Genomic DNA, 13,704 nt, shown 5'->3' with positions numbered 1-13,704 from the left:
TCCCTGATTCTGCAAGCTCGTGCCCGCCCCGAAAATGGCGGTAAGGGCTCCGTTCGACCTAAAAAAAATAACAAGAGACCCTGCGATGACTCATCCAACTGCGCCGTACGCACTCCCCGGCCTGATCGCCCTGGCCCTGACCGGCGTCGCCCTCCCCGCCGCAGCCGAAGAAGCCGGTTTCGTCGAAGGTGCCAAGGTCAACCTCAACCTGCGCAACTTCTACATCAACCGCAACTTCACCAACCCGACCAAGGCTCAGGGCAAGGCTGAAGAGTGGACGCAGAACTTCATCCTCGACGCCAAATCCGGCTTCACACAAGGCACCGTTGGCTTCGGCATGGACGTGCTCGGCCTGTACTCGGTGAAACTCGATGGCGGCAAAGGCACCGGTGGCACGCAACTGCTGCCGCTGGATCACGACGGACGGCCGGCGGACAACTTCGGTCGCACCAACGTCGCGTTCAAGGCCAAGCTCTCTCAGACCGAAATCAAGGTTGGCGAATGGATGCCGGTGCTGCCGATCCTGCGCTCGGATGACGGCCGTTCGCTGCCGCAAACCTTCCGTGGCGGGCAGATCACTTCGAAGGAAATCAACGGGCTGACCCTGTATGGCGGGCAGTTCCGCGCCAACAGCCCGCGCGACGACAGCAGCATGAGCGACATGTCGATGACCGGCAAAGCGGCGTTCACCTCTGATCGCTTCAACTTTCAGGGCGGCGAGTACGTTTTCAACGAAAAACGCACGCAGATCGGCCTGTGGAACGCCGAACTCAAGGACATCTACAGCCAGCAATACGTCAACCTGATTCACAGCCAGCCACTCGGCGACTGGACGCTGGGCGCCAACCTGGGCTTCTTCTACGGCAAGGACGACGGCAGCGCCCGCGCCGGCGAACTCGACAACAAGACCTGGTCGGGGATGTTCTCGGCCCGCTACGGCGGCAGCACCTTCTACGTCGGCCTGCAAAAACTCACCGGCGACAGCGCCTGGATGCGCGTCAACGGCACCAGCGGCGGCACCCTCGCCAACGACAGTTACAACGCCAGCTACGACAACGCTCAGGAACGCTCCTGGCAGGTGCGCCACGACTACAACTTCGCCGCCCTGGGCATCCCCGGCCTGACCCTGATGAACCGCTACATCAGCGGCGACAACGTGCACACCGGAACCATCACCGATGGCAAGGAATGGGGCCGCGAATCGGAACTGGGCTACACCGTACAGAGCGGCGCCCTGCGCGACCTCAACGTGCGCTGGCGCAACTCGACCATGCGCCGCGATTTCAGCAACAACGAGTTCGACGAGAACCGCCTGATCATCAGCTATCCGATCAGCCTGCTGTAAACACCAAGCCCCTGTGGGAGCGGGCTTGCTCGCGAAAGCGGTTTACCAGTCACGTCAATGCTGCCTGACCCTCCGCCTTCGCGAGCAAGCCCGCGCCCACAGGGGTGTTGTGCCATCCGTCAGGATCTGTGGCACTTAGCAAAGCCTCGGGTAGAGTAGGAAACACCTGAAGGACTCAGGCGCCACACCCTCCCCGCTTCCGCTATCCAAAGTTGTTGGTCCTCAAGATTTGGCCAGGTTGTCATCGGAAGACACTGCTGATCATCGGAGGACCACCTCATGATCAACCCACTCAACGCAGCCCCCGACTGGGACGCCAAGGCGTACCAGCAGTTTTCCCGTCAACGCCAGCGCCCGGTCCACGAATTGCTCGATCGCGTCGAACTGGATAACCCCAAATGTATTTACGACCTGGGCTGCGGCACCGGCATTGCCACGCAGTTGCTGGCCGAACGTTGGCCGCGTGCGCAGTTGCTGGGCGTCGACAGTTCGCGGCAGATGCTGGATCAGGCCCGATGTCTGCCGATCAACGCCCGCTGGCAAGAGTGCGACTTGCTCGAATGGCAACCCAGACAACCCGCCGACCTGCTGCTCGCCGCGGCGGTGCTGCATTTCATTGGCGATCATCAACAACTGCTGCCGCGCCTGTTGGGGCATCTGAACCCCGGCGGCTGTCTGGCGGCGCACATGCCGGACTGGCGCGATGCCTTGTGGTATCGACTGATGCTCGACACCCTGGAAGACGCCGGCCCGGGCCACACCCCCATCGGCACGCCGCAACTGCGCCAGCATATGGCGGCGCGACCGCTATTGTCGCTGGAGGATTACTACCGTTTGCTGGCGCCGCTGACCACGTCGCTGGAGATCTGGGAAACCGAGCAATTGCAGGTGGTTGGCGGCAAATCGCCGGTGTACGACTGGGTGAAGGTCTCGGCGCTGCGGCCGGTGATGCAGACGCTGACGTCTCAGGAACAGGCGCGGTTTATCTATCACTTCCTGATGCGGGTGCATAAACATTACCCGCCGGAGAAAAATGGGCAGACATTGTTTCCGTTCAAGCGGATTTTCATTGTCGCCAGGGTCTGAGTGCCTGTGCTGATTGATGCATCACGAGGTCTGCCGCTTTCGCGAGCAAGCCCGCTCCCACAGGGAAATGCATTCCAAATGTGGGAGTGGATTTTCATTGTTGCCAAGGTCTGAGTGTCTGTGCTGATTGATGCATCACGGCGTCTGCCGCTTTCGCGAGCAAGCCCGCTCCCACAGGGAAATGCATTCCAAATGTGGGAGCGGGCTTGCTCGCGAAGGCGTCAGTTCAGGCACCATCACTCCCGGGATTCGACTCCCAGCTCATCCCACACCGACTCCGCCAGGTGGAACGTGGCATTCGCCGCCGGGATTCCGCAGTAAATCGCGCTCTGCATGATCACTTCCTTGATCTCGCCACGGCTCACACCGTTGTTGGCCGCCGCACGCAGATGCAATTTCAGCTCGGCCTCGCGATTCATCCCGATCAGCATGGCGATGGTGATCAGGCTGCGCGTGTGCCGTGGCAGGCCCGGACGGGTCCAGATGTCGCCCCAGGCGTGGCGGGTGATCATCTCCTGGAATTCCGAGTTGAACTCGGTCAGCGCATTCAGGCTGCGATCAACGTGGGCATCACCCAATACCGCACGGCGTACTTGCAGGCCTTCGTCGTAACGTTGTTTCTCGTCCACAAACTTCCCCTCACTGAGCGTTCAGAAACGCCAACACACGATCACTGAAAGCGGCACCGGCCTGCACGTTGGACAGGTGCGCAGCATAGAACTCGGCGTACTCGGCGCCGCGCACATGCTCCTGAATGAAATGCCCGCCGGACGGTGGCGTTACCGCATCTTCAGTACCGGCAATCACCAGCAGCGGCAGGTTGATCGACGCCAACTGCTCGCGGAAATCGGCGTCGCGCACCGCCGCGCAATTGGCCGCATAACCGTCCGGCGAAGTCGCCGCGAGCATGTCGGTGATCTTCTTCGCTGCAGCCGGATTGGCCGCGGAAAAGTCCGGGGTGAACCAGCGCGCAATCGACGCATCACGCAGTGCGACCATCGCTGCCGGGCCGTCGCGCAGCACGGTTTCAATACGCGGGTTCCACACCGACGGATCGCCGATCTTCGCGGCGGTGTTGCACACGATCAGTTTGTGCAGACGATGACCGGCATTGATCCCCAGCCACTGGCCGATCAAGCCACCCATCGACAATCCGCAGAAATGCGCACGCTCGATGTGCAGCGCATCCAGCAGACTCAGCACGTCGCGGCCCAGCTGCTCGATGCTGTATGGCCCCGGTGTCACCAACGACTGGCCGTGACCACGGGTGTCGAAACGCAGCACCCGGAAATGCTCGGTGAATGCTGGCATCTGCGCGTCCCACATGTGCAGGTCGGTGCCCAGCGAGTTGGACAGCACCAGCACCGGTGCGTCGACCGGGCCTTCAATAACGTAATGCAGTTCGCCATCGGCGAGTTGAACGAAAGCCACAGCCCTCTCCTTTCAGACAGACAATGCGTTGTGTTCGGCCACCGCGCGCTCGACCCAGGTTTCTGCCTGGCCGAGGTAATGCGCGGGGTCGAGCAGATGATCGAGTTCGGTGCTGCTCAGTTCGGCAGTCACTTGCGGCTCGTCGCCGAGCACCGCACGCAGGTGGCGCTGTTCGGCCACCGCGCGTTTGCAGCATTGTTCAAGCAAGTGATGCGCGGTGTCGCGACCAACCCGTTGCGCGAGGACGATGCTCACCGCTTCGGCCAGCACCAGCCCTTGGGTCAATTGGAGGTTGCGCGCCATGCGCTCGGCATCGACCTCCAGACCATCGGCCAGCAAGCGTGCCTGTTGCAGCGCACCGGACACCAGGCAGCAGATCTCCGGCAGGGTTTCCCATTCGGCATGCCACAGACCGAGGCTGCGTTCGTGCTCCTGCGGCATGGCGCTGAACAACGTCGAGACCAGCCCCGGGACCCGGGTCGCCGCGCCGATCAACACCGCCGCGCCGACCGGATTGCGCTTGTGCGGCATGGTCGAGGAACCGCCCTTGCCCGGTGCCGACGGCTCGAACACTTCCGCCGCTTCGGTCTGCATCAACAGACTGACGTCGCGCCCCAATTTGCCGAGGCTGCCGGCGATCAAACCGAGTACCGCGCCGAACTCGACGATGCGATCCCGCTGGGTGTGCCACGGTTGCTCAGGCAAAGTCAGTTGCAGCTCTTCGGACAACGCCTGCGCGATCGGCAGCGCTTGCTCGCCGAGCGCCGCGAGGGTGCCGGAAGCGCCGCCGAATTGCAGCACCAGCAGCCGTGGCTTGAGTTCGCGCAGACGCTGACGGCTGCGGGTCACCGCGCCGAGCCAACCGGCGATTTTCATCCCGAGGGTGACGGGCGTAGCGTGCTGCAGCCAAGTGCGCCCGGCCAGTGGCGTCGTCGCATAACATTTGGCTTGGGTGGCGAGCGAATCGGCCAGCGCTGCCAGATCGCTTTCAATCAGCTCCAGCGCCTGCCGCAATTGCAGGACCAGCCCGGAATCCATCACGTCCTGACTGGTAGCGCCCAGATGCACATAGCGCTCGGCCTCGGCACTGCTCGCGGCGATCTGTTTGCCCAACGCCTTGACCAGTGGAATCGCCGAGTTGCCGGCCGTGGCAATCGCCTCGCCCAACGCCGCGAAGTCATACAGACCGGCATTGCAAGCGGCGGCAATCGGCGCGACGGCGGACGCCGGAATCACCCCGACCCGCGCTTCGGCCCGGGCCAGCGCCGCTTCGAAATCGAGCATGGCCTGCACCCGGCCCTGATCGCAGAACACCTCGCGCATGTCGCGGGCCGTGAAGTAGGCATCGAACAATTGATTGCCCGGTCGCTGAGTCATAAACAGTCCTTGCCGGCGCGGGCCAATGCGGCCCGCGCACATCGGTTTACAGATCGTGGTGCAAGTACGCCGCCTGTTTCGGCAGGCGCAGGCTGAACAGGAACGCCACCGCCATCATCACCGTGACGTACCAGTAGAACGCGTTTTCCATGCCCCCGGCTTTCAGGCTCAGGGCCACGTATTCCGCCGAACCGCCGAAGATCGCGTTGGCCACCGCATAGGCCAGACCGACGCCGAGGGCGCGGACTTCCGGCGGGAACATTTCGGCTTTCACCAGACCGCTGATCGAGGTGTAGAAACTGACAATCGCCAGCGCCACGGTGATCAGCGCAAAGGCCAGAATCGGGCTGCTGATGCTTTTCAGGCTCAACAGGATCGGCACAGTGAACAGCGTGCCGAGCGCGCCGAACCAGAGCATCGAATTACGTCGGCCGATCTTGTCGGCGAGCATGCCGAACAGCGGCTGCATGCACATGTACAGGAACAGCGCGCCGGTCATGATGTAGCTGGCGGTCTTGGCGTGCATGCCGGCGGTGTTCACCAGGTACTTCTGCATGTACGTAGTGAAGGTGTAGAAAATCAGCGAGCCACCGGCGGTGTAACCGAGCACGGTGATGAACGCGGCTTTGTGATCACGGAACAGCGCGCGGATGCTGCCGGCGTCCTTGTTCTCGCGCATTTCCTTGCTGGTGGTTTCTTTCAGGGAGCGACGCAGGAACAGCGAAATCACCGCCGCCACCGCACCGACCACAAACGGAATCCGCCAGCCGTAAGCACGCAGTTCATCTTCACTGAGGAACTGTTGCAGGATCACCACCAGCGACACCGCCAGCAGTTGCCCGCCAATCAGCGTCACGTACTGGAACGAGGCGAAAAAGCCGCGCTGGCCCTTGAGCGCGACTTCACTCATGTAGGTGGCGGTGGTGCCGTACTCGCCGCCCACCGACAGGCCTTGCAACAGCCGCGCGAACAGCAACAGCAGCGGAGCCCAGACGCCGATGCTGGCGTAAGTCGGCAGACAGGCGATGAGCAGGGAGCCGAAACACATCATCAGCACCGAAATCATCATCGAGGTCTTGCGGCCCTTCTTGTCCGCCAGCCGCCCGAAAATCCAGCCGCCAATCGGGCGCATCAGAAACCCGGCAGCGAACACCCCGGCCGTGTTGACCAGTTGCACCGTAGGGTTGTCGGAGGGGAAAAACGCCGGGGCGAAATAGATCGCGCAGAAGGCGTAGACGTAGAAGTCGAACCATTCGACCAGGTTGCCGGACGAGGCACCGACAATGGCGAAGATGCGCTTGCTGCGCTCCTCGCCGGTGTAATGAGCGGTGGTAGTGGTCATTGTTTTTTACTCTGAAGGGACAGGTGAGAGTCTAGACACACTTCGCAACAGTCCCGTTCCACAGTTCCATCTGCAACACAGTTCTCCGCTGTGGGAGCGAGCCTGCTCGCGAAGAGGGAGTGCCAGACGACATTTACGTTGGCTGACCCACCGCTTTCGCGAGCAGGCTCGCTCCCACAGGGGATTGGGGCGAACTTCAGTAATCGAAGAACACCGTCTCCGCCTCAGTGCCCTGCAAAATCACATTCCACTGATACACACCCGCCGCATCCGGCTTCGCCAGCAACGTCCCGCGGCGCTCCGCCGGCACACATTCCAGCAGCGGATCATCGACGTTCGCCGGATCGCCTTCAAAGTAGATGCGTGTCAGCAAGTGCTTGACCAGACCACGGGCAAATACCAGCACCACCAGATGCGGCGCCTGGGTCGAGCCCTTCAGGCCTTCGACCGTGCCCGGTTTGATCGTGGTGAAACGGAAGCGCCCTTCGGCGTCCACCGGCACCCGGCCAAAACCTTCGAAATGCGGGTCCAGCGGTTTGTCCTGCTCGTCTTCCGGATGCGCGTATTTGCCGGCGGCATTGGCCTGCCAGACTTCGAGCATCGCGTCGTTGACCACATCGCCGTTGCCGTCAACGACTTGGCCGGTGATCGCCACGCGCTCGCCGAGGGTTTGTTCGACCGCGAGGTTTTCGCGATTCAGCCAGGTCAGGCCGATGTGGTAGTACGGCCCGACGGTGTGGGACGTGGTGGCTGTCAGCGTCATCTTATTTCTCCATCGGCGTGGCGTCGCGGCCGCGCAAGACGATGTCCCAGCGATAGCCGAGGGCGTAGGACGGAATGGTTTTTTCCAGATCGAAAGCGGCGATCAGACGTTCCTTGGCGGAGGTGTCCGGCACGCAGTTGTAGATCGGGTCGTAGGCCAGCAGCGGGTCGCCGGGGAAATACATCTGCGTCACCAGACGGGTGAGGATGCTCGGCCCGAACAGCGAGAAATGGATGTGCGCCGGGCGCCACGCGTTGTGGTGGTTACCCCATGGATAGGCGCCGGGCTTGATGGTCTGGAACTGATACCAGCCATCGGCGTCGGTCACGGTGCGGCCGGTGCCGGTGAAGTTCGGGTCCAGCGGTGCGTCGTGCAGGTCGCGCTTGTGGTTGTAGCGACCGGCGGCGTTGGCCTGCCAGATCTCCACCAGAATCCCCGGCACCGGCAAACCGTTTTCGTCGAGCACACGGCCGTGAATGATGATGCGCTCGCCCAACGGCTCGCCGTCGTGCTGCGCGGTCAGGTCGTTGTCTTTCTCGGCGACGCGTTCGGCACCGATGGTCGGGCCGGTGATCTCCGACAACGAATGCGGCAGAAACACCAACGGCTTGGACGGCGAGCGCAGGTTGGTGGATTGATACGTCGGGTGCAGGTATTCAGGCTGGGTGCCTTCCTGCGGACGACGGTAGCCAGGCTTGTCAGTCATTTCGCTTTCCTCAGTTCTTATCAGTCGACGCGCTGCGTCAGACGCGTTCGATGGCCAGGGCCAGACCCTGCCCGACGCCGACGCACATGGTCGCCAGACCTTTCTTGCCGGCGGTCTTTTCCAGCTGATGCAGCGCCGTCAGCACCAGTCGCGCGCCGCTCATGCCCAACGGGTGGCCCAAGGCAATCGCGCCACCGTTCGGGTTGACCTGCGGCGCATCATCCGCCAGACCCAATTCACGCAGCACTGCCAGGCCTTGGCTGGCGAAGGCTTCGTTGAGTTCGATCACATCGAAATCGCTGACCGCCACGCCGAGACGCTCAATCAGTTTGCGCACCGCCGGCACCGGGCCGATGCCCATCACCCTAGGTGCAACACCGGCGCTGGCCATACCCAGCACTTTGGCCCGTGCTGTCAGGCCGTGTTTTTTCACCGCTTCCGCCGACGCGAGAATCAGCGCGGCGGCGCCGTCGTTGACCCCGGACGCATTGCCGGCGGTGACAGTCTTGTCCGGGCCGTTGACCGGTTTGAGTTTGGTCAGCGCTTCGAGCGTGGTGTCGGCGCGTGGATGTTCGTCCTGGCTGACCACGGTTTCGCCCTTCTTGTGGGCGATCCGTACTTCGACGATCTCCTCGGCGAAATAGCCCGCCGCTTGTGCAGCGGCCGTGCGTTGCTGACTGCGCAACGCGAAAGCGTCCTGATCGGCACGCGAAACCTTATAGTCGTCAGCGACGTTGTCGGCGGTCTGCGGCATCGCATCGACGCCGTACTGGGCTTTCATCAGCGGGTTGATGAAACGCCAGCCAATGGTGGTGTCTTCCAGTTTCATGTTGCGCGAGAACGCTGCGTCCGCCTTGCCCATCACGAACGGCGCGCGGGACATCGACTCGACGCCGCCGGCAATCGCCAGCTCCATCTCGCCGCTGGCAATCGCACGGAAAGCAGTGCCGATCGCGTCCATGCCCGAAGCGCAGAGACGGTTGAGGGTCACGCCCGGCACGCTCTCCGGCAAGCCCGCCAGCAGCAGCGCCATGCGCGCCACGTTGCGGTTGTCTTCGCCAGCCTGGTTGGCGCAGCCGAGGAACACTTCATCGATCGCGTTCCAGTCCACCGACGGATTGCGTTCCATCAGCGCCTTGATCGGCACGGCGGCCAGATCGTCGGCGCGCACGGCGGACAGACCACCGCCGAACCGGCCGATAGGGGTACGAATCGCGTCGCAGATATACACGTCACGCATCATGCTTCTCCCGGTGCCTGACCGTGGGCGGCGGCGGTGCGCGCTTCGAGATCGCGCAGTGCAGTGAGTTCGACCTCGGTCGGTGCCGCCGTGGTTTCAACGTTGTCGGCAAAGCGGATCGCCCAACCGGTGGCGGCGACCACTTGCTCGCGGGTCACGCCTGGATGCAGGGCGGTGACCACGAATTCGTGGGTGCCCTGCTCCGGTTCCATGATGCACAGGTCGGTAATGATCCCGACCGGGCCAGCACCCGGCAGGCCCAGACGCTTGCGCGAATCGCCGCCCTCGCCATGACCGACCGAGGTAATGAAGTCGAGCTTGTCGACGAACGAACGCGCCGACTGCTTGAGGATGATCAACACGCTCTTCGCCGAACCGGCGATTTCCGGCGCGCCACCGGCACCCGGCAAACGTACTTTCGGCGCGTGGTAATCGCCGACCACAGTGGTGTTGATGTTGCCGAAACGGTCGACCTGCGCCGCGCCGAGAAAACCGACGTCGATGCGCCCGCCTTGCAGCCAGTAGCGAAAAATCTCACCGGTCGGCACGACGGTGTCGGCGGTTTCCGCCAGTTCACCATCACCGATCGACAGCGGCAGCACGCTCGGCTTGGCGCCAATCGGACCCGATTCGTAGATCAGCACCACGTCCGGCGACGAAGTCAGGCGCGCAAGGTTGGCGGCTTTCGACGGCAGGCCGATGCCGACGAAGCACACCGAGCCGTTCTTCAGGCGACGGGCCGCCGCGACGGTCATCATTTCATTGGTGGTGTAAGTCATTACTTGGCCTCCGAAGCAGCGGCCAACTTGGCCTGAAACTCGCTGAAGTCAGCGCAGCCATGGATGTATTCGTTGATCCACGCGGTAAACGTCTCACGGTCGCGGGCGATCGGATCCCACGCCTGATAGAAGCGATTGTCACGCTCGGTGTAACCGTGGGCGTAGGATGGATGCGCGCCGCCGGGTACGTGGCAGACCGCGCTCAAGGCCCAGGTCGGCAGCACGCAAGCGTTCATCGGGGCGTTGAGGTTGTCGACGATTTCCTCGACGGTGACGATGCAGCGCTTGGCTGCCAGTGCCGCTTCTTTCTGCACCCCGAGAATGCCCCACAGCAGCACGTTGCCCTGACGGTCGGCCTTCTGTGCGTGGATCACGGTGACGTCTGGACGTACCGACGGCACCGCCGCCAGCACTTCACCGGTGAACGGGCAGGTCACGGACTTGATCAGCGGGTTGACCTTCGGCAGGTCGGAACCGGCGTAGGCCCGCAGTACGGCGAACGGCAGGCCGGAAGCGCCGGCGACGTAGGCATTGGCCAGGTCGGCGTGGCTGTGCTCTTCGATTTCCAGGGCATGCGGCCACTGCTTCTCGACCGCATCGCGCAGACGGTGCAGCGAACCCACACCCGGATTGCCGCCCCAGGAAAAGATCAGCTTGCGTGCACAACCGGCACCGATCAGTTGGTCGTAGATCAGGTCAGGCGTCATCCGCACCAGGGTCAGATCTTTCTTGCCCTGCCGAATGATTTCATGACCTGCGGCTGTCGGAATCAGGTGAGTGAAGCCTTCGAGCGCGACGGTGTCGCCGTCGTTGACGAATTGCTTCACCGCGTCGTGCAGCGAAAGGATCTCAGCCATGGAGCAGGCTCCCGTTTTTGTAGTGAATCGCCAGTGATAAAAAGGCGCGAGGTTCAGCGCCGGAGTCACTGCAGATTAAGCCGCTGAAAATCGCCAAACAATCCGATAATCGACTGAGTGTTCGTTTATCGAACGGATTGTTACTCCCCTAACTATCTCCTCATTCGCGAGCAGGCTCGCTCCCACATTGGAATGCATTTCAAAATGTGGGAGCGAGCCTGCTCGCGAAAGGGCCGGAACATTCAACAAATATTCCGACGCTTAAACTCAAGTCGCATCCGCATGACTGACCATGCCTTTGATCACCACCGCCGTCGTCGCCAACGCCGCCGGAATCACCAGCGCCGTCAACACCTGCTCAAAGTTCCAGCCCAACCCCAGCAACGTCGCGCCCATCCACGCCCCGAGAATCGCGCCAAAGCGGCCAATCCCGAGCATCCACGAGACCCCGGTCGCGCGCCCCTGGGTCGGATAAAACCGTGCCGCCAATGAAGGCATCGCCGATTGCGCGCCGTTGACGCACATACCCGCCACCAACACCAAAGTCGCGAGCAGCGTGATGTTGCCCAGGCTCTGCCCCACCGCATAGGCAAACACCCCGGCCAGCAGGTAGAACGTGCCGATGACCTTGTGCGGATTGAAGCGGTCCATCGCCCAACCCACAGCGACCGCACTCAACACCCCGCCAAACTGGAACAACGCGCCAATGAACGCCGCCTGCTCCATGCTCGCGCCGCTGTCACGCATCAGGGTCGGCAGCCAACTGGTCAGCAGATAAACGATGACCAGGCCCATGAAGTAGGTCAGCCACAGCAGCAAGGTACCGACGCTGTAGGTGCCGGAGAAAATCACCGCGAACACGTTGCGCGCCTTGACGGTTTTCTGTTCCGGTACGCTGAAACTCGAGGCTTGCGCAACGGCGACCGGATCGATCGGCGACAGGGTCTTGCGTACTTTGTCGGTGCCGCGATTGCGCACCACCAGAAAACGCGCCGACTCCGGCAGCCAGAACAGCAGCACCACCGCGAGGATCAGCGGCAGGATCCCGCCGATCAGCAGCAGGCTGTGCCAGCCGAACGCCGGGATCAGCTTCGCCGAAATGAAACCGCCACCGGCCATGCCGAGGTTGAAGCCGCAGAACATGCTGGTCACCAGCAAGGATTTCTTGCGCTCCGGGGTGTATTCCGAGAGCAGCGTGGTGGCGTTGGGCATGCCGGCGCCCAGACCGAGGCCGGTGAGGAAGCGCAACACCAGCAGTTGCTCGACGTTGGTGCTGTAGGCCGAGGCCAGGCTGAAAGCGCCGAACAACAGCACCGCGCCAACCAGCACCACTTTGCGTCCGAAGCGGTCAGCCAGCGGGCCGGAACCCAGTGCGCCGAAGACCATGCCGATCAACGCGGCGCTCATTACCGGGCCCAGGCTGGCGCGGTCGATGCCCCAGTCCTGGGACAGTGCCGGCGCGATAAACCCCATCGCCGCGGTGTCGAGACCATCGAGAAATACAATCAAGAAACACAGGATCACCACCCGCCACTGATAGCGCGAGATCGGTTGGGCATTGATGAAGGTCTGCACGTCGAGGCAGTTACCTACAGCGGACTGAGGCTGGTTCATTATTTTTATTCCACGCAAAAAACGCAGTCGAACGGCGGCCGGCCGAAGAGCGGCACGGTCACAAGAATAGAAGGTCTGGATCAGGCGTTGCGGGAAACCCGGCAACAGGGGATGGAGCTGAGACAGTCGGGGAGCATGCGCATGGTGAGTTGCCTCTTGTCATTATTATGGGAGTCGACAATCCGGCAGGCTCATTCAAATCTGCGCCGGATGACGCTGCCGCGACATTAATGATCCGGGGCTTTTAGCGTCAATTCGATAAACGCAACACTGTGCGTTTATCGAACAGCTTCATCAGGCGAACAACTGCGCGCTGAGGTCGCGGCTGGCACTGAGCAGGCCCGGCAGGAAGCGTTGTTCCAGTTCGGTACGGCTGACGCGGCCGGCGTGGGTGCTGACATTAAGCGCCGCCACCACCTGGCCCGACGCATCGTAAACCGGCACGGCAATCGAACGCAGGCCTTGTTCGAGTTCCTGATCGACGATGCACCATCCCTGCTGCCGTACTTCCTGCAGGCATTCGAGCAGACTTTCGGGGGTGTGCAGCGTGCGGCTGGTCTTGGCCACCAGTTCGGCATGGTCGAGGTATTCGCGCAGCGAGGTGTCGTCCAGCGCCGCCAGCAGGATGCGGCCCATCGATGTGCAATAGGCCGGCAGACGCCCGCCCACCGACAGGTCCACCGAGATCAGCCGTTGCGTGGTCGCCGAGCGGGCGATGTACAAAATGTCGTCACCTTCGAGCGTGGCCATGTTGCAGGCTTCGTGCAGTTGCTCGCTCATGCGGTCGAGGTACGGCTGGGCCGACACCGCCAGCGGCGTCGACGACAGATACGCGTGGCCGAGGGTCAGCACTTTGGGCAACAACGAGTACGTGCGGCCATCGGTGGTGGCGTAACCCAGTTTGATCAGAGTGTGCAGGCAACGGCGCACGGCAGCGCGGGGAATTTCCGTGCGATGGCTGATCTGGGCGATGGTCAGGTGCCGCTTGCGCTCCTGAAATGCCTGCACCACCGCCAGGCCACGGGCCAGCGAGGTCATGAAATCCGGATCGCCGGTCAGCGCCTGGATGCGTTTGGCCGGCGAAGCGACGATCGGCGGCGCCACGGAGGTGAAGGAGTTGCGCATTTGATCGTTCATTTCTTGTCCTTGTTTCCGGCACGAATC

13 protein-coding genes are annotated in these 13,704 nt (G+C 62.4%); 2 read left to right on the top strand and 11 right to left on the bottom strand.

Going from position 1 to position 13,704, the window contains the following annotated elements; translation table 11 throughout:
* Positions 1 to 85 precede the first annotated feature (85 nt).
* Together HDC30_RS05805 and HDC30_RS05800 are read left to right on the top strand one after the other, a co-directional pair.
* Positions 86 to 1,345, top strand: a complete 1,260-nt coding sequence (locus tag HDC30_RS05805) for an OprD family porin (RefSeq protein WP_115988059.1) — start codon at positions 86 to 88, stop codon at positions 1,343 to 1,345.
* 279 nt (positions 1,346 to 1,624) lie between these two features.
* Complete coding sequence (locus HDC30_RS05800; RefSeq protein ID WP_183781544.1) at positions 1,625 to 2,431, top strand: methyltransferase domain-containing protein; 807 nt, start codon at positions 1,625 to 1,627, stop codon at positions 2,429 to 2,431.
* Positions 2,432 to 2,667: 236 nt separating this feature from the next.
* Here HDC30_RS05800 and pcaC read toward each other — a convergent pair whose 3' ends face one another.
* The 11 genes from pcaC to pcaR form a co-directional block, all read right to left on the bottom strand.
* A complete protein-coding gene (gene pcaC / locus HDC30_RS05795) occupies positions 2,668 to 3,060 on the bottom strand; it encodes a 4-carboxymuconolactone decarboxylase (RefSeq protein ID WP_003222417.1) in 393 nt (130 codons plus the stop codon).
* 10 nt (positions 3,061 to 3,070) lie between these two features.
* Entirely contained in the window at positions 3,071 to 3,862 is a 792-nt protein-coding gene (gene pcaD / locus HDC30_RS05790; protein WP_183781541.1) for a 3-oxoadipate enol-lactonase, read from the bottom strand.
* Between the two features lie 12 nt (positions 3,863 to 3,874).
* Complete coding sequence (locus tag HDC30_RS05785) at positions 3,875 to 5,239, bottom strand: 3-carboxy-cis,cis-muconate cycloisomerase (RefSeq protein ID WP_183781538.1); 1,365 nt, start codon at positions 5,237 to 5,239, stop codon at positions 3,875 to 3,877.
* Positions 5,240 to 5,285: 46 nt separating this feature from the next.
* Complete coding sequence (locus HDC30_RS05780) at positions 5,286 to 6,581, bottom strand: MFS family transporter (protein WP_134785599.1); 1,296 nt, start codon at positions 6,579 to 6,581, stop codon at positions 5,286 to 5,288.
* A gap of 196 nt (positions 6,582 to 6,777) precedes the next feature.
* Positions 6,778 to 7,344 carry a protocatechuate 3,4-dioxygenase subunit alpha gene (gene pcaG, locus HDC30_RS05775; protein ID WP_027614395.1) on the bottom strand — a complete coding sequence of 189 codons (567 nt, stop codon included), beginning with the start codon at positions 7,342 to 7,344 and terminating at the stop codon, positions 6,778 to 6,780.
* A 1-nt stretch (position 7,345) separates the two neighbouring features.
* On the bottom strand, positions 7,346 to 8,050 hold the full coding sequence (gene pcaH, locus HDC30_RS05770; protein WP_027614394.1) for a protocatechuate 3,4-dioxygenase subunit beta: 705 nt from the start codon (positions 8,048 to 8,050) through the stop codon (positions 7,346 to 7,348).
* A 37-nt stretch (positions 8,051 to 8,087) separates the two neighbouring features.
* Positions 8,088 to 9,293, bottom strand: coding sequence for a 3-oxoadipyl-CoA thiolase (gene pcaF, locus HDC30_RS05765; RefSeq protein WP_178083188.1), 1,206 nt, complete (start codon positions 9,291 to 9,293; stop codon positions 8,088 to 8,090).
* A complete protein-coding gene (locus tag HDC30_RS05760) occupies positions 9,290 to 10,069 on the bottom strand; it encodes a CoA-transferase subunit beta (protein ID WP_027614392.1) in 780 nt (259 codons plus the stop codon). The genes pcaF and HDC30_RS05760 overlap by 4 nt, the downstream gene beginning before the upstream one ends.
* Positions 10,069 to 10,926: a CoA transferase subunit A gene (locus HDC30_RS05755; RefSeq protein ID WP_003222404.1), complete on the bottom strand. Its 858-nt coding sequence runs from the start codon at positions 10,924 to 10,926 to the stop codon at positions 10,069 to 10,071. The genes HDC30_RS05760 and HDC30_RS05755 overlap by 1 nt, the downstream gene beginning before the upstream one ends.
* A 267-nt stretch (positions 10,927 to 11,193) precedes the next feature.
* The gene (locus tag HDC30_RS05750) at positions 11,194 to 12,540 is read right to left on the bottom strand and encodes an MFS transporter (protein ID WP_047601129.1); all 1,347 of its coding nucleotides are present in this window, start codon (positions 12,538 to 12,540) and stop codon (positions 11,194 to 11,196) included.
* Between the two features lie 294 nt (positions 12,541 to 12,834).
* On the bottom strand, positions 12,835 to 13,677 hold the full coding sequence (gene pcaR, locus HDC30_RS05745) for a pca regulon transcriptional regulator PcaR (RefSeq protein WP_007963153.1): 843 nt from the start codon (positions 13,675 to 13,677) through the stop codon (positions 12,835 to 12,837).
* Between the last annotated feature and the right edge of the window lie 27 nt (positions 13,678 to 13,704).

This window comes from Pseudomonas sp. JAI115 (assembly GCF_014200835.1).
GTDB lineage: Bacteria > Pseudomonadota > Gammaproteobacteria > Pseudomonadales > Pseudomonadaceae > Aquipseudomonas > Aquipseudomonas putida_A.
Note: the sequence above shows the minus strand (reverse complement) of the source record. Positions and strands in the feature narration are given on the sequence as shown.